This is a genomic window from Enterobacter sp. KB-280D8 (genome assembly GCF_041399405.1).
In the GTDB taxonomy this organism is placed as follows: Bacteria; Pseudomonadota; Gammaproteobacteria; order Enterobacterales; family Enterobacteriaceae; genus Enterobacter; species Enterobacter cloacae_N.
In genome coordinates, this window is record NZ_JBGKEC010000019.1 from 1 (window position 1) to 17,098 (window position 17,098).

General features: G+C 50.0%; 35 protein-coding genes. 33 read left to right on the top strand and 2 right to left on the bottom strand.

From position 1 onward, the window contains the following. Positions 1-225 precede the first annotated feature (225 nt). Positions 226-420, top strand: a complete 195-nt coding sequence (gene bfd, locus AB8818_RS22400) for a bacterioferritin-associated ferredoxin (RefSeq protein ID WP_008503493.1) — start codon at positions 226-228, stop codon at positions 418-420. A 72-nt stretch (positions 421-492) separates the two neighbouring features. Next, complete coding sequence (gene bfr, locus AB8818_RS22405; RefSeq protein WP_028014636.1) at positions 493-969, top strand: bacterioferritin; 477 nt, start codon at positions 493-495, stop codon at positions 967-969. Here bfr and AB8818_RS22410 read toward each other — a convergent pair. Continuing rightward, positions 953-1,426 carry an A24 family peptidase gene (locus tag AB8818_RS22410; protein WP_116344092.1) on the bottom strand — a complete coding sequence of 158 codons (474 nt, stop codon included), beginning with the start codon at positions 1,424-1,426 and terminating at the stop codon, positions 953-955. The genes bfr and AB8818_RS22410 overlap by 17 nt on opposite strands. A gap of 380 nt (positions 1,427-1,806) precedes the next feature. Here AB8818_RS22410 and rpsJ point away from each other — a divergent pair, with 380 nt between their 5' ends. The 31 genes from rpsJ to AB8818_RS22565 all read left to right on the top strand — a co-directional run bounded on the left by rpsJ (position 1,807) and on the right by AB8818_RS22565 (position 16,636). Further along, entirely contained in the window at positions 1,807-2,118 is a 312-nt protein-coding gene (gene rpsJ, locus AB8818_RS22415; protein WP_001181005.1) for a 30S ribosomal protein S10, read from the top strand. A 32-nt stretch (positions 2,119-2,150) separates the two neighbouring features. Continuing rightward, positions 2,151-2,780: a 50S ribosomal protein L3 gene (rplC, locus tag AB8818_RS22420; RefSeq protein ID WP_003863274.1), complete on the top strand. Its 630-nt coding sequence runs from the start codon at positions 2,151-2,153 to the stop codon at positions 2,778-2,780. A 10-nt stretch (positions 2,781-2,790) separates the two neighbouring features. Continuing rightward, positions 2,791-3,396 (top strand): 50S ribosomal protein L4, encoded by a 606-nt coding sequence (rplD, locus tag AB8818_RS22425; protein ID WP_000424395.1) that lies wholly within the window; start codon positions 2,791-2,793, stop codon positions 3,394-3,396. Beyond that, complete coding sequence (rplW, locus tag AB8818_RS22430) at positions 3,393-3,695, top strand: 50S ribosomal protein L23 (RefSeq protein ID WP_000617546.1); 303 nt, start codon at positions 3,393-3,395, stop codon at positions 3,693-3,695. The genes rplD and rplW overlap by 4 nt, the downstream gene beginning before the upstream one ends. A 17-nt stretch (positions 3,696-3,712) precedes the next feature. After that, the gene (gene rplB, locus AB8818_RS22435) at positions 3,713-4,534 is read left to right on the top strand and encodes a 50S ribosomal protein L2 (protein ID WP_000301859.1); all 822 of its coding nucleotides are present in this window, start codon (positions 3,713-3,715) and stop codon (positions 4,532-4,534) included. Between the two features lie 16 nt (positions 4,535-4,550). Next, on the top strand, positions 4,551-4,829 hold the full coding sequence (gene rpsS / locus AB8818_RS22440) for a 30S ribosomal protein S19 (protein ID WP_001138117.1): 279 nt from the start codon (positions 4,551-4,553) through the stop codon (positions 4,827-4,829). A 14-nt stretch (positions 4,830-4,843) separates the two neighbouring features. After that, complete coding sequence (gene rplV / locus AB8818_RS22445; RefSeq protein ID WP_002919773.1) at positions 4,844-5,176, top strand: 50S ribosomal protein L22; 333 nt, start codon at positions 4,844-4,846, stop codon at positions 5,174-5,176. A gap of 17 nt (positions 5,177-5,193) precedes the next feature. After that, positions 5,194-5,895 carry a 30S ribosomal protein S3 gene (gene rpsC, locus AB8818_RS22450; protein WP_000529945.1) on the top strand — a complete coding sequence of 234 codons (702 nt, stop codon included), beginning with the start codon at positions 5,194-5,196 and terminating at the stop codon, positions 5,893-5,895. Between the two features lie 12 nt (positions 5,896-5,907). Next, positions 5,908-6,318 (top strand): 50S ribosomal protein L16, encoded by a 411-nt coding sequence (gene rplP, locus AB8818_RS22455; protein ID WP_002919759.1) that lies wholly within the window; start codon positions 5,908-5,910, stop codon positions 6,316-6,318. Continuing rightward, entirely contained in the window at positions 6,318-6,509 is a 192-nt protein-coding gene (gene rpmC / locus AB8818_RS22460; protein ID WP_003863282.1) for a 50S ribosomal protein L29, read from the top strand. The genes rplP and rpmC overlap by 1 nt, the downstream gene beginning before the upstream one ends. Continuing rightward, positions 6,509-6,763, top strand: a complete 255-nt coding sequence (gene rpsQ / locus AB8818_RS22465; protein WP_008503489.1) for a 30S ribosomal protein S17 — start codon at positions 6,509-6,511, stop codon at positions 6,761-6,763. Before rpmC ends, rpsQ begins: the two co-directional genes overlap by 1 nt. A gap of 166 nt (positions 6,764-6,929) precedes the next feature. Then, positions 6,930-7,301: a 50S ribosomal protein L14 gene (gene rplN, locus AB8818_RS22470; RefSeq protein ID WP_002919748.1), complete on the top strand. Its 372-nt coding sequence runs from the start codon at positions 6,930-6,932 to the stop codon at positions 7,299-7,301. 10 nt (positions 7,302-7,311) lie between these two features. Continuing rightward, a complete protein-coding gene (gene rplX, locus AB8818_RS22475; RefSeq protein WP_003863287.1) occupies positions 7,312-7,626 on the top strand; it encodes a 50S ribosomal protein L24 in 315 nt (104 codons plus the stop codon). Positions 7,627-7,640: 14 nt separating this feature from the next. Next, positions 7,641-8,180 carry a 50S ribosomal protein L5 gene (gene rplE / locus AB8818_RS22480; RefSeq protein WP_001096202.1) on the top strand — a complete coding sequence of 180 codons (540 nt, stop codon included), beginning with the start codon at positions 7,641-7,643 and terminating at the stop codon, positions 8,178-8,180. Between the two features lie 14 nt (positions 8,181-8,194). Further along, the gene (rpsN, locus tag AB8818_RS22485) at positions 8,195-8,500 is read left to right on the top strand and encodes a 30S ribosomal protein S14 (RefSeq protein WP_003863291.1); all 306 of its coding nucleotides are present in this window, start codon (positions 8,195-8,197) and stop codon (positions 8,498-8,500) included. A 30-nt stretch (positions 8,501-8,530) separates the two neighbouring features. Next, complete coding sequence (gene rpsH, locus AB8818_RS22490; RefSeq protein ID WP_006178918.1) at positions 8,531-8,923, top strand: 30S ribosomal protein S8; 393 nt, start codon at positions 8,531-8,533, stop codon at positions 8,921-8,923. Between the two features lie 12 nt (positions 8,924-8,935). Continuing rightward, entirely contained in the window at positions 8,936-9,469 is a 534-nt protein-coding gene (gene rplF / locus AB8818_RS22495) for a 50S ribosomal protein L6 (protein ID WP_003863296.1), read from the top strand. Between the two features lie 9 nt (positions 9,470-9,478). Continuing rightward, the gene (gene rplR / locus AB8818_RS22500) at positions 9,479-9,832 is read left to right on the top strand and encodes a 50S ribosomal protein L18 (RefSeq protein WP_003863297.1); all 354 of its coding nucleotides are present in this window, start codon (positions 9,479-9,481) and stop codon (positions 9,830-9,832) included. Positions 9,833-9,846: 14 nt separating this feature from the next. Then, entirely contained in the window at positions 9,847-10,347 is a 501-nt protein-coding gene (gene rpsE / locus AB8818_RS22505; RefSeq protein WP_003863299.1) for a 30S ribosomal protein S5, read from the top strand. A 6-nt stretch (positions 10,348-10,353) separates the two neighbouring features. Continuing rightward, positions 10,354-10,533, top strand: coding sequence for a 50S ribosomal protein L30 (gene rpmD / locus AB8818_RS22510; protein ID WP_003863301.1), 180 nt, complete (start codon positions 10,354-10,356; stop codon positions 10,531-10,533). Between the two features lie 3 nt (positions 10,534-10,536). Beyond that, the gene (rplO, locus tag AB8818_RS22515; protein ID WP_014885468.1) at positions 10,537-10,971 is read left to right on the top strand and encodes a 50S ribosomal protein L15; all 435 of its coding nucleotides are present in this window, start codon (positions 10,537-10,539) and stop codon (positions 10,969-10,971) included. A 7-nt stretch (positions 10,972-10,978) separates the two neighbouring features. After that, the gene (gene secY, locus AB8818_RS22520; protein ID WP_003863305.1) at positions 10,979-12,310 is read left to right on the top strand and encodes a preprotein translocase subunit SecY; all 1,332 of its coding nucleotides are present in this window, start codon (positions 10,979-10,981) and stop codon (positions 12,308-12,310) included. Positions 12,311-12,341: 31 nt separating this feature from the next. Beyond that, complete coding sequence (gene rpmJ, locus AB8818_RS22525; protein WP_000868187.1) at positions 12,342-12,458, top strand: 50S ribosomal protein L36; 117 nt, start codon at positions 12,342-12,344, stop codon at positions 12,456-12,458. A 146-nt stretch (positions 12,459-12,604) separates the two neighbouring features. Further along, positions 12,605-12,961: a 30S ribosomal protein S13 gene (gene rpsM, locus AB8818_RS22530; RefSeq protein ID WP_013099021.1), complete on the top strand. Its 357-nt coding sequence runs from the start codon at positions 12,605-12,607 to the stop codon at positions 12,959-12,961. A 16-nt stretch (positions 12,962-12,977) separates the two neighbouring features. Beyond that, a complete protein-coding gene (gene rpsK, locus AB8818_RS22535; protein ID WP_003863312.1) occupies positions 12,978-13,367 on the top strand; it encodes a 30S ribosomal protein S11 in 390 nt (129 codons plus the stop codon). 32 nt (positions 13,368-13,399) lie between these two features. Further along, positions 13,400-14,020 carry a 30S ribosomal protein S4 gene (gene rpsD / locus AB8818_RS22540; RefSeq protein WP_004868345.1) on the top strand — a complete coding sequence of 207 codons (621 nt, stop codon included), beginning with the start codon at positions 13,400-13,402 and terminating at the stop codon, positions 14,018-14,020. 25 nt (positions 14,021-14,045) lie between these two features. Then, a complete protein-coding gene (gene rpoA, locus AB8818_RS22545) occupies positions 14,046-15,035 on the top strand; it encodes a DNA-directed RNA polymerase subunit alpha (protein WP_002919219.1) in 990 nt (329 codons plus the stop codon). A 40-nt stretch (positions 15,036-15,075) separates the two neighbouring features. Next, a complete protein-coding gene (gene rplQ, locus AB8818_RS22550; RefSeq protein WP_001216368.1) occupies positions 15,076-15,459 on the top strand; it encodes a 50S ribosomal protein L17 in 384 nt (127 codons plus the stop codon). Between the two features lie 107 nt (positions 15,460-15,566). Continuing rightward, positions 15,567-15,935: a DUF1992 domain-containing protein gene (locus AB8818_RS22555; RefSeq protein ID WP_233003707.1), complete on the top strand. Its 369-nt coding sequence runs from the start codon at positions 15,567-15,569 to the stop codon at positions 15,933-15,935. A 2-nt stretch (positions 15,936-15,937) separates the two neighbouring features. Beyond that, the gene (gene zntR, locus AB8818_RS22560) at positions 15,938-16,363 is read left to right on the top strand and encodes a Zn(2+)-responsive transcriptional regulator (protein ID WP_014885465.1); all 426 of its coding nucleotides are present in this window, start codon (positions 15,938-15,940) and stop codon (positions 16,361-16,363) included. Between the two features lie 57 nt (positions 16,364-16,420). After that, on the top strand, positions 16,421-16,636 hold the full coding sequence (locus AB8818_RS22565) for an alternative ribosome-rescue factor A (protein WP_163331141.1): 216 nt from the start codon (positions 16,421-16,423) through the stop codon (positions 16,634-16,636). On the opposite strand, the gene mscL is transcribed toward AB8818_RS22565, so the two are convergent. Then, the gene (gene mscL, locus AB8818_RS22570; protein WP_014833515.1) at positions 16,637-17,047 is read right to left on the bottom strand and encodes a large-conductance mechanosensitive channel protein MscL; all 411 of its coding nucleotides are present in this window, start codon (positions 17,045-17,047) and stop codon (positions 16,637-16,639) included. Between the last annotated feature and the right edge of the window lie 51 nt (positions 17,048-17,098).

Here is a 17,098-nt window from a genome sequence, read left to right on the forward strand (position 1 = left end):
CGGCCGTACCGTTGGCGCGGGCGTTGTTGCTAAAGTTCTGGGCTAATTAATTATCCCTGAATAAAAAAAGGACGCTTCGGCGTCCTTTTTTGTTTTCTACCGTAAAGTCACTGTCATAAAAATTCGCATTTTTTGTCCGCTCCCGCCCCGTATTCCGGCGCTTGTGCTATTGTAATCATAACCATTCTCACTTACACTTTGCGCATATTTTGAACGGGAGTCTCTATGTACGTTTGTTTATGTAATGGTGTAAGCGACAAAAAAATACGTCAGGCCGTTCGCCAGTTTCAGCCACAGTCATTCCAGCAGCTTCGCAAGTTTGTTCCGGTGGGAAATCAATGCGGTAAATGCGTTCGCGCAGCGCGTGAGATTATGCAGGACGAACTGATGCAGATCCCGGAATACAAAGAGATCGCGTAAGCGCCCATCTTTTTTTTGACATCCCCGTAGCCCGATCTACGCTTCAATGAGTGGAAGCGGAGGGACTATATAATGAAAGGTGATGTTAAAATCATAAGTTATCTCAATAAATTATTGGGAAATGAGCTTGTCGCAATCAACCAGTATTTTCTCCATGCAAGAATGTTCAAAAACTGGGGTCTTACACGTCTGAATGACGTTGAGTACCATGAATCTATAGATGAGATGAAACACGCTGATAAATATATCGAGCGTATTTTATTTCTTGAAGGTATTCCTAACCTGCAGGATCTCGGCAAGCTGGGCATCGGTGAAGATGTCGAGGAGATGCTGCGTTCTGACCTCAGGCTGGAACTTGAAGGTGCGAAAGACCTTCGTGAAGCCATTGCCTATGCGGACAGCGTTCATGACTATGTGAGCCGCGATATGATGATCCAGATCCTCGCCGATGAAGAAGGTCATATTGATTGGCTGGAAACCGAACTGGATCTCATTAGCAAAATTGGCCTTCAGAACTACCTACAGTCCCAGATCAAAGTGGAAAATTAATCAGATTTTCCCCTCCAACGCATAAACCCGCTGCTGCCAGAAATGGCCCAAAAGGCAGTGGGTTTTTTAATGCACCTTTATCAGAGGTGAGAAACGAAAAAACAAGAATGCAAAGCAGCGCCATAAGCGCGGCGAGTAAGGCCAGCGTAGGCAGTATGCACCAGCCATGCCACGCACCAAGTGCGGCCAGATACTTCAGATCGCCATATCCCATCCCTTCACGCCGGCAGATAAGCCGATAGCCCCAGTAAATCAAGGCAAAGCCAAGGTATCCAGCCACCGCCCCCGTCACTGCACTTGGAAGAAAATCAGGATGAATAAAGAGTTGGTAGAGCAGGCCCGTCCAGAGCAGCGGGCAGAGAAACTTATCGGGCAGCAAACCGTCGCGAATATCAGCGCGTACGAGTAAGGCCGTCAGAGAAAAATAGATCATCAGGAAGGGGAGGGTGGTTAGCATGGAACAGGCCTCAAAAGGTTTTGAGCGCATACTCGTTACAATCTGCCTGTCCGGCAATGCCCAAAAACAGCAATTGCGTAGCGGCTTCCAATAAAGAATCCAGAAAGGATACACGGCGTAAAAAGTTGCGCAGCCCTACGCATACTGAGCCTTTGGCGCTTAATTTCTAAACGGTACTTGCGTCTTTCTCTGATTTACGTATAATGCGCGGGCTTGTCGTAATTGACGGCGGGTTCAATCAGAACCAGAGTAGCTCATTTTGTTACTCAACAATGCTCCCAATTGGGGAGCTACGTAAGAACGGTTACACTCTCCCATCAATCGTAATGGGTTTGAGGAGTAATCATTTTCGTTTATAAAATAATTGGAGCTCTGGTCTCATGCAGAACCAAAGAATCCGTATCCGCCTTAAAGCGTTTGATCATCGTCTGATCGATCAATCAACCGCGGAAATCGTCGAGACTGCTAAGCGCACTGGTGCGCAAGTCCGTGGTCCGATCCCGCTGCCGACCCGCAAAGAGCGCTTCACCGTTCTGATCTCCCCGCACGTCAACAAAGACGCGCGCGATCAGTACGAAATCCGCACTCACAAGCGTCTGGTTGACATCGTTGAGCCAACTGAGAAAACCGTTGATGCTCTGATGCGTCTGGATCTGGCTGCCGGTGTAGACGTGCAGATCAGCCTGGGTTAATCAGGTCATCGAGCGATTGAGAGGTTGAAACAATGATTGGTTTAGTCGGTAAAAAAGTGGGTATGACCCGCATCTTCACTGAAGATGGCGTTTCTATCCCAGTAACCGTAATCGAAGTTGAAGCAAACCGCGTTACTCAGGTTAAAGATCTGGCTAACGATGGCTACCGCGCTATTCAGGTTACCACTGGTGCTAAAAAAGCTAACCGTGTAACCAAACCAGAAGCGGGTCACTTCGCTAAAGCTGGCGTAGAAGCTGGCCGTGGTCTGTGGGAATTCCGTCTTGCTGAAGGCGAAGAGTTCACCGTAGGTCAGGACATTAGCGTTGAGCTGTTTGCTGACGTTAAAAAAGTTGACGTAACCGGTACCTCTAAAGGTAAAGGTTTTGCTGGTACCGTTAAGCGCTGGAACTTCCGTACCCAGGACGCTACTCACGGTAACTCCTTGTCTCACCGCGTTCCGGGTTCTATCGGTCAGAACCAGACTCCGGGCAAAGTGTTCAAAGGCAAGAAAATGGCAGGTCAGCTGGGTAACGAACGTGTAACCGTTCAGAGCCTGGACGTAGTACGTGTTGACGCTGAGCGCAACCTGCTGCTGGTTAAAGGTGCGGTCCCGGGTGCAACCGGTAGCGACCTGATCGTTAAACCAGCTGTGAAGGCGTAAGGGGATAGCAATGGAATTAGTATTGAAAGACGCGCAGAGCGCGCTGACTGTTTCCGAAACTACCTTCGGTCGTGATTTCAACGAAGCGCTGGTTCACCAGGTTGTTGTTGCTTATGCAGCTGGTGCTCGTCAGGGTACTCGTGCTCAGAAGACTCGTGCTGAAGTAACTGGTTCTGGCAAAAAGCCATGGCGCCAGAAAGGTACCGGCCGTGCGCGTTCAGGTTCTATCAAGAGCCCGATCTGGCGTTCAGGTGGCGTGACCTTCGCTGCGCGTCCACAGGACCACAGTCAAAAAGTTAACAAAAAGATGTACCGCGGCGCGCTGAAAAGCATCCTGTCCGAACTGGTACGTCAGGATCGTCTGATCGTTGTCGAGAAGTTCTCTGTTGAAGCGCCTAAAACTAAGCTGCTGGCACAGAAACTGAAAGACATGGCTCTGGAAGATGTGCTGATCATCACCGGTGAGCTGGACGAGAACCTGTTCCTGGCCGCACGTAACCTGCACAAGGTTGACGTACGCGATGCGACTGGTATCGACCCGGTTAGCCTGATCGCCTTCGACAAAGTCGTAATGACTGCTGATGCTGTTAAGCAAGTTGAGGAGATGCTGGCATGATTCGTGAAGAACGTCTGCTGAAGGTGCTTCGCGCACCGCACGTTTCTGAAAAAGCGTCTACTGCGATGGAAAAAACAAACACCATCGTTCTCAAAGTTGCTAAAGACGCGACCAAAGCAGAGATCAAAGCTGCTGTGCAGAAACTGTTTGAAGTCGAAGTCGAAGTCGTTAACACCCTGGTAGTTAAAGGGAAAGTTAAACGTCACGGACAGCGTATCGGTCGTCGTAGCGACTGGAAAAAAGCTTACGTCACCCTGAAAGAAGGCCAGAATCTGGACTTCGTTGGCGGCGCTGAGTAAGTCGGAGGAGTAATACAATGGCAGTTGTTAAATGTAAACCGACATCTCCGGGTCGTCGCCACGTAGTTAAAGTGGTTAACCCTGAGCTGCACAAGGGCAAACCTTTTGCTCCGTTGCTGGAAAAAAACAGCAAATCCGGTGGTCGTAACAACAATGGCCGTATCACCACTCGTCACATCGGTGGTGGCCACAAGCAGGCTTATCGTATTGTTGACTTCAAACGCAACAAAGACGGTATCCCAGCAGTTGTTGAGCGTCTTGAGTACGATCCGAACCGTTCCGCGAACATCGCGCTGGTTCTGTACAAAGACGGCGAGCGCCGTTACATCCTGGCCCCTAAAGGCCTGAAAGCTGGCGACCAGATTCAGTCTGGCGTTGATGCTGCAATCAAAGCAGGCAACACCCTGCCGATGCGCAATATCCCGGTTGGTTCTACCGTTCATAACGTAGAAATGAAACCAGGTAAAGGCGGTCAGCTGGCACGTTCCGCTGGTACTTACGTTCAGATCGTTGCGCGTGATGGTGCTTATGTCACCCTGCGTCTGCGTTCTGGTGAAATGCGTAAAGTCGAAGCAGACTGCCGCGCTACTCTGGGCGAAGTTGGCAATGCTGAGCATATGCTGCGCGTTCTGGGTAAAGCTGGTGCTGCACGCTGGCGTGGTGTTCGTCCTACCGTTCGCGGTACTGCGATGAACCCAGTCGATCACCCACATGGTGGTGGTGAAGGTCGTAACTTTGGTAAGCACCCGGTAACTCCGTGGGGCGTTCAGACCAAAGGTAAGAAGACCCGCAGCAACAAGCGTACTGATAAATTTATCGTACGTCGCCGTAGCAAATAATTTTAGAGGATAAGCCATGCCACGTTCTCTCAAGAAAGGTCCTTTTATTGACCTGCACTTGCTGAAGAAGGTAGAGAAAGCGGTGGAAAGCGGAGACAAGAAGCCCCTGCGCACTTGGTCCCGTCGTTCAACGATCTTTCCTAACATGATCGGTTTGACCATCGCTGTCCATAATGGTCGTCAGCACGTTCCAGTCTTTGTTACCGACGAAATGGTTGGTCACAAACTGGGTGAATTCGCACCGACTCGTACTTATCGCGGCCACGCTGCTGATAAAAAAGCGAAGAAGAAATAAGGTAGGAGGAAGAGATGGAAACTTTAGCTCAACATCGCCATGCTCGTTCTTCTGCACAGAAGGTTCGCCTTGTTGCTGACCTGATTCGCGGTAAGAAAGTGTCGCAGGCCCTGGACATCCTGACCTATACCAACAAGAAAGCTGCGGTATTGGTCAAGAAAGTACTGGAATCTGCCATTGCTAACGCTGAACACAACGATGGCGCTGACATCGACGATCTGAAAGTCGCGAAAATTTTCGTAGATGAAGGCCCAAGCATGAAGCGCATTATGCCGCGTGCGAAAGGTCGTGCAGATCGCATCCTGAAGCGCACCAGCCACATTACTGTGGTTGTGTCCGATCGCTGAGACTCTGGAGACTAGCAATGGGTCAGAAAGTACATCCTAATGGTATTCGCCTGGGTATTGTAAAACCATGGAACTCTACCTGGTTTGCGAACACCAAAGAATTCGCTGACAACCTGGACAGCGATTTTAAAGTACGTCAGTACCTGACTAAGGAACTGGCTAAAGCGTCTGTATCTCGTATCGTTATCGAGCGTCCAGCTAAGAGCATCCGTGTGACTATTCACACTGCTCGTCCTGGCATCGTTATCGGTAAGAAAGGCGAAGACGTAGAAAAACTGCGCAAGGTCGTAGCGGATATCGCTGGCGTTCCTGCACAGATCAATATCGCTGAAGTTCGTAAGCCTGAACTGGACGCTAAATTGGTTGCTGACAGCATCACTTCTCAGCTGGAACGTCGTGTTATGTTCCGTCGTGCTATGAAGCGTGCTGTACAGAACGCAATGCGTCTGGGCGCTAAGGGTATCAAAGTTGAAGTTAGCGGCCGTCTGGGCGGCGCGGAAATCGCACGTACCGAATGGTACCGTGAAGGTCGCGTACCGCTGCACACTCTGCGTGCTGACATCGACTACAACACCTCTGAAGCGCACACCACTTACGGTGTAATCGGCGTTAAGGTATGGATCTTCAAAGGTGAGATCCTGGGTGGTATGGCTGCTGTTGAACAACCGGAAAAACCGGCTGCTCAACCTAAAAAGCAGCAGCGTAAAGGCCGTAAATAAGGAGCGTCGCTGATGTTACAACCAAAGCGTACAAAATTCCGTAAAGTGCACAAAGGCCGCAACCGTGGTCTGGCGCAGGGTACGGATGTTAGCTTCGGCACTTTCGGTCTGAAAGCTGTTGGCCGTGGTCGTCTGACTGCACGTCAGATCGAAGCAGCACGTCGTGCAATGACCCGTGCAGTTAAGCGTCAAGGTAAGATCTGGATCCGTGTATTCCCGGACAAACCGATCACCGAGAAGCCGCTGGAAGTTCGTATGGGTAAAGGTAAAGGTAACGTGGAGTACTGGGTTGCCTTGATCCAACCGGGCAAAGTCCTTTATGAAATGGACGGCGTTCCGGAAGAGCTGGCCCGTGAAGCCTTCGGCCTGGCAGCAGCGAAACTGCCTATCAAAACCACCTTTGTAACTAAGACGGTGATGTAATGAAAGCAAAAGAGCTGCGTGAAAAAAGCGTTGAAGAGCTGAACGCTGAGCTGCTGAACCTGCTGCGTGAGCAGTTCAACCTGCGTATGCAGGCTGCAAGTGGCCAGCTGCAACAGACTCACCTGCTGAAGCAAGTGCGTCGCAATGTTGCACGCGTTAAGACTTTACTGACTCAGAAGGCGGGTGCGTAATGACCGATAAAATCCGTACTCTGCAAGGTCGTGTTGTTAGCGACAAAATGGAGAAATCCATTGTTGTAGCTATCGAACGTATTGTGAAACATCCGATCTACGGTAAATTCATCAAGCGTACGACCAAACTGCACGTACATGACGAGAACAACGAATGTGGTATCGGCGACAAGGTTGAAATCCGTGAATGCCGTCCACTGTCCAAGACTAAGTCCTGGACGCTGGTTCGCGTTGTAGAGAAAGCGGTTCTGTAATACAGTACGCCTTCTCAATACGAATAAACGGCTCAGCGATGAGCCGTTTATTTTTTCTACCCATATTGCAGAAGCGGTGTTATAATGCCGCGCCCTCGATATGGGGCTTTTTAACGGCTCTGATTTTAGAGTCTCAGGTAGTAGTTGACATTAGCGGAGCACTAAAATGATCCAAGAACAGACTATGCTGAACGTCGCCGACAACTCCGGTGCACGTCGCGTAATGTGTATCAAGGTTCTGGGTGGCTCGCACCGTCGCTACGCAGGCGTAGGCGACATCATCAAGATCACCATCAAGGAAGCAATTCCACGTGGTAAGGTCAAAAAAGGTGATGTGCTGAAGGCGGTAGTGGTGCGCACCAAGAAGGGTGTTCGTCGCCCTGACGGTTCTGTCATTCGCTTCGATGGTAATGCATGCGTTATTTTAAACAATAACAGCGAGCAGCCTATCGGCACGCGTATCTTTGGGCCGGTAACTCGTGAACTTCGTACTGAGAAGTTCATGAAAATTATCTCTCTGGCACCAGAAGTACTCTAAGGAGCGAATCATGGCAGCGAAAATCCGTCGTGATGACGAAGTTATCGTGTTAACCGGTAAAGATAAAGGTAAACGCGGTAAAGTAAAAAATGTTCTGTCTTCCGGCAAACTTGTCGTTGAAGGTATCAACCTGGTTAAGAAACATCAGAAGCCGGTTCCGGCCCTGAACCAACCAGGCGGCATCGTTGAAAAAGAAGCTGCTATTCAGGTTTCTAACGTTGCAATCTTCAATGCGGCTACCGGCAAGGCTGACCGTGTAGGCTTTAGATTCGAAGACGGAAAAAAAGTCCGTTTCTTCAAGTCTAACAGCGAAACTATCAAGTAATTTGGAGTAGTACGATGGCGAAACTGCATGATTACTACAAAGACGAAGTAGTTAAGAAACTCATGACCGAGTTTAACTACAATTCTGTCATGCAAGTCCCTCGGGTCGAGAAGATCACCCTGAACATGGGTGTTGGTGAAGCGATCGCTGACAAGAAACTGCTGGATAACGCAGCAGCTGATCTGACAGCAATCTCCGGTCAAAAACCGCTGATCACCAAAGCACGCAAATCTGTTGCAGGCTTCAAAATCCGTCAGGGCTATCCGATCGGCTGTAAAGTAACTCTGCGTGGCGAACGCATGTGGGAGTTCTTTGAGCGCCTGATCACTATTGCTGTTCCACGTATCCGTGACTTCCGTGGCCTGTCCGCGAAGTCTTTCGACGGTCGTGGTAACTACAGCATGGGTGTCCGTGAGCAGATCATCTTCCCAGAAATCGACTACGATAAAGTCGACCGCGTGCGTGGTTTGGATATTACCATTACCACTACTGCGAAATCTGACGAAGAAGGCCGTGCTCTGCTGGCTGCCTTTGACTTCCCGTTCCGCAAGTAAGGTAGGGTTACTGAATGGCTAAGCAATCAATGAAAGCACGCGAAGTAAAGCGCGTAGCTTTAGCTGATAAATTCTTCGCTAAACGCGCTGAACTGAAAGCGATCATTTCTGATGTGAACGCTTCCGACGAAGATCGTTGGAATGCGGTTCTCAAGCTGCAGTCTCTGCCGCGTGATTCCAGCCCGTCTCGTCAGCGTAACCGCTGTCGTCAAACAGGTCGTCCACATGGTTATGTGGGCAAGTTTGGGTTGAGCCGTATCAAACTGCGTGAAGCCGCCATGCGCGGTGAAGTGCCAGGCTTGAAAAAGGCTAGCTGGTAATTACCAATTGAATCACGGGAGTAAAGACAGATGAGCATGCAAGATCCGATCGCGGATATGCTGACCCGTATCCGTAACGGTCAGGCCGCGAACAAAGTTGCGGTCACCATGCCTTCCGCCAAGCTGAAAGTGGCAATTGCCAACGTGCTGAAGGAAGAAGGTTTTATCGAAGATTTTAAAGTTGAAGGCGACACCAAGCCGGAACTGGAACTTACTCTCAAGTATTTCCAGGGTAAAGCTGTTGTAGAAAGCATTCAGCGTGTCAGCCGCCCAGGCCTGCGCATCTATAAGAAAAAAGATGAGCTGCCAAAAGTTATGGCTGGCCTTGGTATCGCAGTTGTTTCTACCTCTAAAGGTGTTATGACTGATCGTGCAGCGCGCCAGGCTGGTCTTGGTGGCGAAATTATCTGCTACGTAGCCTAATCGGAGGAAAGAATGTCTCGTGTTGCTAAAGCACCGGTCGTTATTCCTGCCGGCGTTGATGTAAAAATCGACGGTCAGGTTATTACGATCAAAGGTAAAAACGGCGAGCTGACTCGTACCCTCAACAAAGCTGTTGAAGTTAAACATGCAGATAACGCTCTGACCTTCGGTCCACGTGATGGTTTCGTGGATGGATGGGCTCAGGCTGGTACCGCGCGTGCCCTGCTGAACTCAATGGTTGTTGGTGTTACCGAAGGCTTCACTAAAAAGCTTCAGCTGGTTGGTGTAGGTTATCGTGCAGCTATCAAAGGGAATGCAGTAGGCCTGTCTCTGGGCTTCTCACACCCTGTTGAGCATCCGCTGCCGGCCGGTATCACTGCAGAATGTCCGACTCAAACTGAAATCGTGCTGAAAGGCGCTGATAAACAGCTGATCGGCCAGGTTGCAGCAGATCTGCGCGCCTACCGTCGTCCTGAGCCTTACAAAGGCAAGGGTGTTCGTTACGCCGACGAAGTCGTGCGTACCAAAGAGGCTAAGAAGAAGTAAGGTAACACTATGGATAAGAAATCTGCTCGTATCCGTCGTGCGACCCGCGCACGCCGCAAGCTCAAAGAGCTGGGTGCAACTCGCCTGGTGGTACATCGTACCCCGCGTCATATTTACGCACAGGTAATTGCACCGAACGGTTCTGAAGTTCTGGTAGCTGCTTCTACTGTAGAAAAAGCTATCTCAGAACAATTGAAGTACACCGGTAACAAAGACGCCGCTGCAGCTGTAGGTAAAGCTGTTGCAGAACGCGCTCTGGAAAAAGGTATCAGCAATGTTTCCTTTGACCGTTCCGGGTTCCAATATCATGGTCGTGTCCAGGCACTGGCAGATGCTGCCCGTGAAGCTGGCCTTCAGTTCTAAGGTAGAGGTGTAAGATGGCTCACATCGAAAAACAGGCTGGCGAACTGCAGGAAAAGCTGATCGCGGTAAACCGCGTATCTAAAACCGTTAAAGGTGGTCGTATTTTCTCCTTCACAGCTCTGACTGTAGTGGGTGATGGTAACGGTCGCGTTGGTTTTGGTTACGGTAAAGCGCGTGAAGTTCCAGCAGCGATCCAGAAAGCGATGGAAAAAGCCCGTCGCAATATGATTAACGTCGCGCTGAACAACGGCACCCTGCAGCACCCAGTTAAAGGTGTTCACACGGGTTCTCGTGTATTCATGCAGCCAGCTTCAGAAGGTACCGGTATCATCGCCGGTGGTGCAATGCGCGCCGTTCTGGAAGTTGCTGGGGTTCATAACGTACTGGCTAAAGCATATGGTTCCACCAACCCGATCAACGTGGTTCGTGCAACTATTGATGGCCTGGAAAATATGAATTCTCCAGAAATGGTCGCTGCCAAGCGTGGTAAATCCGTTGAAGAAATTCTGGGGTAATTGACCATGGCAAAGACTATTAAAATCACTCAAACCCGCAGTGCAATCGGTCGTCTGCCGAAACACAAGGCAACGCTGCTTGGCCTGGGTCTGCGTCGTATTGGTCATACCGTTGAGCGCGAGGATACTCCTGCTGTTCGTGGTATGGTCAACGCGGTTTACTTCATGGTTAAAGTTGAGGAGTAAGAGATGCGTTTAAATACTCTGTCTCCGGCCGAAGGCTCTAAAAAGGCGGGTAAACGCCTGGGTCGTGGTATCGGTTCTGGCCTCGGCAAAACCGGTGGTCGTGGTCACAAAGGTCAGAACTCTCGTTCTGGCGGTGGCGTACGTCGCGGTTTCGAGGGTGGCCAGATGCCACTGTACCGTCGTCTGCCGAAGTTCGGCTTCACCTCTCGCAAAGCAGCGATCACAGCGGAAATCCGTCTGTCTGACCTGGCGAAAGTTGAAGGCGGCGTTGTAGACCTGAACACGCTGAAAGCAGCTAACATTATCGGTATTCAGATCGAGTTCGCGAAAGTGATCCTGTCTGGTGAAGTTTCTACTCCGGTAACTGTTCGTGGCCTGCGTGTTACTAAAGGTGCTCGTGCTGCTATCGAAGCTGCTGGCGGTAAAATTGAGGAATAAGTAGCAGATGGCTAAGCAACCGGGATTAGATTTTCAAAGTGCCAAAGGTGGATTTGGCGAGCTGAAACGCAGACTGCTGTTTGTTATCGGCGCGCTGATTGTGTTCCGTATTGGCTCTTTTATTCCGATCCCTGGTATCGATGCCGCTGTACTTGCCAAACTGCTTGAGCAACAGCGAGGCACCATCATTGAAATGTTCAACATGTTCTCTGGTGGTGCTCTCAGCCGTGCTTCTATCTTTGCACTGGGTATTATGCCGTACATTTCGGCATCTATTATTATCCAGCTGCTGACGGTCGTTCATCCGGCCCTGGCAGAGCTGAAGAAAGAAGGGGAGTCTGGACGTCGTAAGATTAGTCAGTACACCCGTTACGGTACTCTGGTGCTGGCAATATTCCAGTCGATCGGTATTGCTACCGGTCTGCCGAATATGCCTGGTATGCAGGGCCTGGTATTAAACCCAGGCTTTGCATTCTATTTCACCGCTGTTGTTAGTCTGGTCACAGGGACTATGTTCCTGATGTGGCTCGGCGAACAGATTACTGAGCGTGGTATCGGTAACGGTATCTCAATCATTATCTTCGCCGGTATCGTTGCGGGACTCCCGCCGGCCATCGCCCATACTATCGAGCAAGCGCGTCAAGGCGACCTGCACTTCCTCCTGTTGCTGTTGGTTGCAGTATTAGTATTTGCAGTGACGTTCTTTGTTGTCTTCGTTGAACGTGGTCAACGCCGCATTGTGGTGAACTACGCTAAACGTCAGCAAGGTCGTCGTGTCTATGCTGCACAGAGCACACATTTACCGCTGAAAGTGAATATGGCGGGGGTTATCCCGGCTATCTTCGCTTCCAGTATTATTCTGTTCCCGGCAACCATCGCGTCATGGTTCGGGGGCGGTACTGGTTGGAACTGGCTGACAACAATTTCGCTGTATTTGCAGCCTGGGCAACCACTTTATGTGTTACTCTATGCGTCTGCGATCATCTTCTTCTGTTTCTTCTACACGGCGTTGGTCTTCAACCCGCGTGAAACAGCAGATAACCTGAAGAAGTCCGGTGCATTTGTACCAGGAATTCGTCCGGGAGAGCAAACGGCGAAGTATATCGATAAAGTAATGACCCGCCTGACTTTGGTTGGTGCGCTTTATATTACTTTTATCTGCCTGATCCCGGAGTTCATGCGTGATGCAATGAAAGTACCGTTCTACTTCGGTGGGACCTCACTGCTTATCGTTGTTGTCGTGATTATGGACTTTATGGCTCAAGTGCAAACTCTGATGATGTCCAGTCAGTATGAGTCTGCATTGAAGAAGGCGAACCTGAAAGGCTACGGCCGCTAATTGGTCGCCTGAGAAGTTACGGAGAGTAAAAATGAAAGTTCGTGCTTCCGTCAAGAAATTATGCCGTAACTGCAAAATCGTTAAGCGTGATGGTGTCATCCGTGTGATTTGCAGTGCCGAGCCGAAGCATAAACAGCGCCAAGGCTGATTATTTCGCATATTTTTCTTGCAAAGTTGGGTTGAGCTGGCTAGATTAGCCAGCCAATCTTTTGTATGTCTGTACGTTTCCATTTGAGTATCCTGAAAACGGGCTTTTCAGCATGGTGCGTACATATTAAATAGTAGGAGTGCATAGTGGCCCGTATAGCAGGCATTAACATTCCTGATCAGAAACATGCTGTGATCGCATTAACTTCGATCTACGGCATCGGCAAGACCCGTTCTAAAGCCATCCTGGCTGCAGCGGGTATCGCTGAAGATGTTAAGATCAGTGAGCTGTCTGAAGGACAAATCGACACGCTGCGTGACGAAGTTGCCAAATTTGTCGTTGAAGGTGATCTGCGCCGTGAAATCAGCATGAGCATCAAGCGCCTGATGGATCTTGGTTGCTATCGCGGTTTGCGTCATCGTCGTGGTCTGCCAGTGCGCGGTCAGCGTACTAAGACCAACGCACGTACCCGTAAGGGTCCGCGCAAACCGATCAAGAAATAATCGGGGTGATTGAATAATGGCAAAGGCACCAGTTCGTGCACGTAAACGTGTAAGAAAACAAGTCTCTGACGGCGTGGCTCATATCCATGCTTCTTTCAACAACACCATCGTTACTATTACTGATCGTCAGGGTAACGCATTGGGTTGGGCAACAGCCGGTGGTTCCGGTTTCCGTGGTTCTCGCAAATCCACTCCGTTCGCAGCTCAGGTTGCGGCAGAGCGTTGCGCTGAAGCCGTAAAAGAATACGGCATCAAGAATCTGGAAGTTATGGTTAAAGGTCCGGGTCCGGGTCGTGAATCTACTGTTCGCGCTCTGAACGCCGCTGGTTTCCGCATCACTAATATTACTGATGTGACTCCGATCCCTCATAACGGTTGTCGTCCGCCGAAAAAACGTCGCGTATAACGCTCGTTTTTTAGGTTAGTTGGAGATAGAAAATGGCAAGATATTTGGGTCCTAAGCTCAAGCTGAGCCGTCGTGAGGGCACCGACTTATTCCTTAAGTCTGGCGTTCGCGCGATCGATACCAAGTGTAAAATTGAACAAGCTCCTGGCCAGCACGGTGCGCGTAAACCGCGTCTGTCTGACTATGGTGTGCAGTTGCGTGAAAAGCAAAAAGTTCGCCGTATGTACGGTGTGCTGGAGCGTCAGTTCCGTAACTATTATAAAGAAGCAGCACGTCTGAAAGGCAACACAGGTGAAAACCTGCTGGCTCTGCTGGAAGGTCGTCTGGACAACGTTGTATACCGTATGGGCTTCGGCGCTACTCGTGCTGAATCACGTCAGCTGGTTAGCCACAAAGCAATCATGGTAAACGGTCGTGTTGTTAACATCGCTTCTTATCAGGTTAAAGCGAATGACGTTGTTAGCATTCGTGAGAAAGCGAAAAAGCAATCTCGCGTGAAGGCCGCTCTGGAGCTGGCTGAGCAGCGTGAAAAGCCAACCTGGCTGGAAGTTGATGCTGGCAAGATGGAAGGTACGTTCAAGCGTCAGCCAGAACGTTCTGATCTGTCTGCGGACATTAACGAACACCTGATCGTCGAGCTTTACTCCAAGTAAAGCTTAGTACCAAAGAGAGGACACAATGCAGGGTTCTGTGACAGAGTTTCTAAAACCGCGCCTGGTAGATATCGAGCAAGTGAGTTCGACGCACGCCAAGGTGACCCTTGAGCCTTTAGAGCGTGGCTTTGGCCATACTCTGGGTAACGCACTGCGCCGTATTCTGCTCTCATCGATGCCGGGTTGCGCGGTGACCGAGGTTGAGATTGATGGTGTACTTCATGAGTACAGCACCAAAGAAGGCGTTCAGGAAGATATCCTTGAAATCCTGCTCAACCTGAAAGGGCTGGCGGTGAGAGTTCAGGGTAAAGATGAAGTTATTCTTACTCTGAATAAATCTGGCATTGGCCCTGTGACTGCAGCCGACATCACCCACGACGGTGATGTTGAAATCGTCAAGCCGCAGCACGTGATCTGCCACCTGACCGATGAGAACGCAGCTATTAGCATGCGTATCAAAGTTCAGCGCGGTCGTGGTTATGTGCCGGCTTCTGCCCGAATTCATTCGGAAGAAGATGAGCGCCCAATCGGCCGTCTGCTGGTCGACGCATGCTACAGCCCTGTAGAGCGTATTGCCTACAATGTTGAAGCAGCGCGTGTAGAACAGCGTACCGACCTGGACAAGCTGGTCATCGAAATGGAAACCAACGGCACAATCGATCCTGAAGAGGCGATTCGTCGTGCGGCAACCATCCTGGCAGAACAACTGGAAGCTTTCGTTGACTTACGTGATGTACGTCAGCCAGAAGTGAAAGAAGAGAAACCAGAATTCGATCCGATCCTGCTGCGCCCTGTTGACGATCTCGAATTGACTGTCCGCTCTGCTAACTGCCTCAAGGCAGAAGCTATCCACTATATCGGTGATCTGGTACAGCGTACCGAGGTTGAGTTGCTGAAAACGCCGAACCTGGGTAAAAAATCTCTTACCGAGATTAAAGACGTGCTGGCTTCACGTGGTCTGTCTCTGGGCATGCGCCTGGAAAACTGGCCACCGGCAAGCATTGCTGACGAGTAACCGGATCACAGGTTAAGGTTTTACTGAGAAGGATAAGGTCATGCGCCATCGTAAGAGTGGTCGTCAACTGAACCGCAACAGCAGCCATCGCCAGGCTATGTTCCGCAACATGGCAGGTTCACTGGTTCGTCATGAAATCATCAAGACGACCCTGCCTAAAGCGAAAGAGCTGCGTCGCGTAGTTGAGCCGCTGATTACTCTTGCCAAGACTGACAGCGTTGCTAATCGTCGTCTGGCATTCGCCCGTACTCGTGATAACGAGATCGTGGCAAAACTGTTTAACGAACTGGGCCCGCGTTTCGCGAGCCGTGCCGGTGGTTACACTCGCATTCTGAAGTGTGGTTTCCGTGCAGGCGACAACGCGCCGATGGCTTACATCGAGCTGGTTGATCGTTCAGAGAAAGCAGAAGCTGCTGCAGAGTAATCTGCAGTAACGTAAAAAAACCCGCCTCGGCGGGTTTTTTTATATCCGCAGTATCCCCATTTCTCTACAATGCCTGTATCAATTTTGTTCATCCCCTGGAGCTGATGATGTGGTTGCTTGACCAGTGGGCAGAACGCCATATCCGCGATGCCCAAAATAAAGGCGATTTCGACAATCTTGCCGGAAGCGGCGAACCTCTGGAACTGGAAGATGATTTGCATATTGCGCCTGAACTCCGGGCTGGATATCGTTTATTAAAAAATGCCGGCTGCCTTCCTCCTGAGCTTGAGCAGCGCAGAGAGGCTGTTGAACTTGTCGATCTGCTAAAAGGGATCCGTCAGGACGATCCTCGACATACAGAACTTAGCCGCAGGCTTGCGCTGATCGAGCTCAAGCTGCGCCATGCAGGAATGAACACGGAGTTCCTGCATGGGGAATACGGTGAAAGATTGCTGAAGAAGATAAATGAGGAGTAGCGATGTACCGTATCGGTGAACTTGCAAAGCTCGCTAACGTAACGCCGGACACTATTCGATATTACGAAAAGCAGCAAATGATCGATCATGAGGTACGCACAGAAGGTGGCTTTCGGCTTTATACCGATAACGATCTGCAGCGTCTGAGATTCATACGCTATGCTCGACAGCTTGGCTTCACGCTGGATTCGATCCGCGAGTTACTATCGATCCGCATCGATCCTGAGCATCACACCTGCCAGGAATCCAAAAGCATCGTGCAGGCCCGGCTTGATGAAGTTGAAGCCCGTATTCAGGAACTACAAACCATGCAGCGTTCTCTGCAAAGGCTTAATGATGCCTGTTGCGGAACGGCCCACAGCAGTATTTATTGCTCAATTCTGGAAGCCCTTGAACAAGGGGCCAGTGGAGAAACTCGGGGATGTTGATTTTTAATCTACCCGGGTCTAGACTTCCGTCGTCATAAACCATGCTCAGGAGAAATTATGAGCCGCTATCAGCACACTAAGGGACAAATTAAAGACAATGCCATTGAGGCTTTACTTCACGACCCGCTTTTTCGACAGCGCGTTGAAAAGAATAAAAAAGGGAAGGGAAGTTATCTGCGCAAAGACAAACATGCAAAACGGGGTAACTGGGAGGCCAGTGGCAAGCAAGCGAATCGCTTATTTACCACTGGCCTTCCTGCTTTTGTTTACTGATTAAACGCGGTTGTTCTGCTCTTTTAACAGATCGCGGATTTCCGTCAGCAATACTTCTTCTTTCGTTGGTGCTGGTGCGGCCGCGGGCTCTTCTTTTTTACGGTTGAGCCTGTTGATCAGCTTGATAGCCATAAAAATAGCAAACGCCACAATCACGAAATCAAATACGTTCTGGATAAACACGCCGTAGTGCATTACTACTGCCGGGATATCACCCTGTGCTTCACGCAACGTGAATGCGAACTGTTTGAAATCAATGCCCCCGATTAGCAGCCCTAAAGGTGGCATGATGATGTCTGCAACTAATGATGAAACAATCTTGCCGAATGCCGCACCAATAATGACACCCACTGCCAAATCCACCACGTTCCCGCGCATCGCAAATTCGCGAAATTCTTTAATAAAACTCATTATGTTCTCCTTGTGCCAGCTGACGACTATAAGTTTAACAAATGATTAGCC

Bases quoted from the DNA above. Each gene is read 5' to 3' on its own strand.
- rplX (WP_003863287.1), top strand. From the start codon at position 7,312: ATGGCAGCGAAAATCCGTCGTGATGACGAAGTTATCGTGTTAACCGGT.
- rplN (WP_002919748.1), top strand. From the start codon at position 6,930: ATGATCCAAGAACAGACTATGCTGAACGTCGCCGACAACTCCGGTGCA.
- rplE (WP_001096202.1), top strand. From the start codon at position 7,641: ATGGCGAAACTGCATGATTACTACAAAGACGAAGTAGTTAAGAAACTC.
- rpoA (WP_002919219.1), top strand. From the start codon at position 14,046: ATGCAGGGTTCTGTGACAGAGTTTCTAAAACCGCGCCTGGTAGATATC.
- rplR (WP_003863297.1), top strand. From the start codon at position 9,479: ATGGATAAGAAATCTGCTCGTATCCGTCGTGCGACCCGCGCACGCCGC.
- rplP (WP_002919759.1), top strand. From the start codon at position 5,908: ATGTTACAACCAAAGCGTACAAAATTCCGTAAAGTGCACAAAGGCCGC.
- rpsS (WP_001138117.1), top strand. From the start codon at position 4,551: ATGCCACGTTCTCTCAAGAAAGGTCCTTTTATTGACCTGCACTTGCTG.
- bfr (WP_028014636.1), top strand. From the start codon at position 493: ATGAAAGGTGATGTTAAAATCATAAGTTATCTCAATAAATTATTGGGA.
- rplO (WP_014885468.1), top strand. From the start codon at position 10,537: ATGCGTTTAAATACTCTGTCTCCGGCCGAAGGCTCTAAAAAGGCGGGT.
- rpsH (WP_006178918.1), top strand. From the start codon at position 8,531: ATGAGCATGCAAGATCCGATCGCGGATATGCTGACCCGTATCCGTAAC.
- rplB (WP_000301859.1), top strand. From the start codon at position 3,713: ATGGCAGTTGTTAAATGTAAACCGACATCTCCGGGTCGTCGCCACGTA.
- AB8818_RS22555 (WP_233003707.1), top strand. From the start codon at position 15,567: ATGTGGTTGCTTGACCAGTGGGCAGAACGCCATATCCGCGATGCCCAA.
- AB8818_RS22565 (WP_163331141.1), top strand. From the start codon at position 16,421: ATGAGCCGCTATCAGCACACTAAGGGACAAATTAAAGACAATGCCATT.
- secY (WP_003863305.1), top strand. From the start codon at position 10,979: ATGGCTAAGCAACCGGGATTAGATTTTCAAAGTGCCAAAGGTGGATTT.
- rpsN (WP_003863291.1), top strand. From the start codon at position 8,195: ATGGCTAAGCAATCAATGAAAGCACGCGAAGTAAAGCGCGTAGCTTTA.
- rplW (WP_000617546.1), top strand. From the start codon at position 3,393: ATGATTCGTGAAGAACGTCTGCTGAAGGTGCTTCGCGCACCGCACGTT.
- rpmJ (WP_000868187.1), top strand. From the start codon at position 12,342: ATGAAAGTTCGTGCTTCCGTCAAGAAATTATGCCGTAACTGCAAAATC.
- rpmD (WP_003863301.1), top strand. From the start codon at position 10,354: ATGGCAAAGACTATTAAAATCACTCAAACCCGCAGTGCAATCGGTCGT.
- rplV (WP_002919773.1), top strand. From the start codon at position 4,844: ATGGAAACTTTAGCTCAACATCGCCATGCTCGTTCTTCTGCACAGAAG.
- AB8818_RS22410 (WP_116344092.1), bottom strand. From the start codon at position 1,426: ATGCTAACCACCCTCCCCTTCCTGATGATCTATTTTTCTCTGACGGCC.
- rpmC (WP_003863282.1), top strand. From the start codon at position 6,318: ATGAAAGCAAAAGAGCTGCGTGAAAAAAGCGTTGAAGAGCTGAACGCT.
- mscL (WP_014833515.1), bottom strand. From the start codon at position 17,047: ATGAGTTTTATTAAAGAATTTCGCGAATTTGCGATGCGCGGGAACGTG.
- rplF (WP_003863296.1), top strand. From the start codon at position 8,936: ATGTCTCGTGTTGCTAAAGCACCGGTCGTTATTCCTGCCGGCGTTGAT.
- rplC (WP_003863274.1), top strand. From the start codon at position 2,151: ATGATTGGTTTAGTCGGTAAAAAAGTGGGTATGACCCGCATCTTCACT.
- rpsE (WP_003863299.1), top strand. From the start codon at position 9,847: ATGGCTCACATCGAAAAACAGGCTGGCGAACTGCAGGAAAAGCTGATC.
- zntR (WP_014885465.1), top strand. From the start codon at position 15,938: ATGTACCGTATCGGTGAACTTGCAAAGCTCGCTAACGTAACGCCGGAC.
- rpsQ (WP_008503489.1), top strand. From the start codon at position 6,509: ATGACCGATAAAATCCGTACTCTGCAAGGTCGTGTTGTTAGCGACAAA.
- rpsD (WP_004868345.1), top strand. From the start codon at position 13,400: ATGGCAAGATATTTGGGTCCTAAGCTCAAGCTGAGCCGTCGTGAGGGC.
- bfd (WP_008503493.1), top strand. From the start codon at position 226: ATGTACGTTTGTTTATGTAATGGTGTAAGCGACAAAAAAATACGTCAG.
- rpsC (WP_000529945.1), top strand. From the start codon at position 5,194: ATGGGTCAGAAAGTACATCCTAATGGTATTCGCCTGGGTATTGTAAAA.
- rpsJ (WP_001181005.1), top strand. From the start codon at position 1,807: ATGCAGAACCAAAGAATCCGTATCCGCCTTAAAGCGTTTGATCATCGT.
- rpsK (WP_003863312.1), top strand. From the start codon at position 12,978: ATGGCAAAGGCACCAGTTCGTGCACGTAAACGTGTAAGAAAACAAGTC.
- rplQ (WP_001216368.1), top strand. From the start codon at position 15,076: ATGCGCCATCGTAAGAGTGGTCGTCAACTGAACCGCAACAGCAGCCAT.
- rplD (WP_000424395.1), top strand. From the start codon at position 2,791: ATGGAATTAGTATTGAAAGACGCGCAGAGCGCGCTGACTGTTTCCGAA.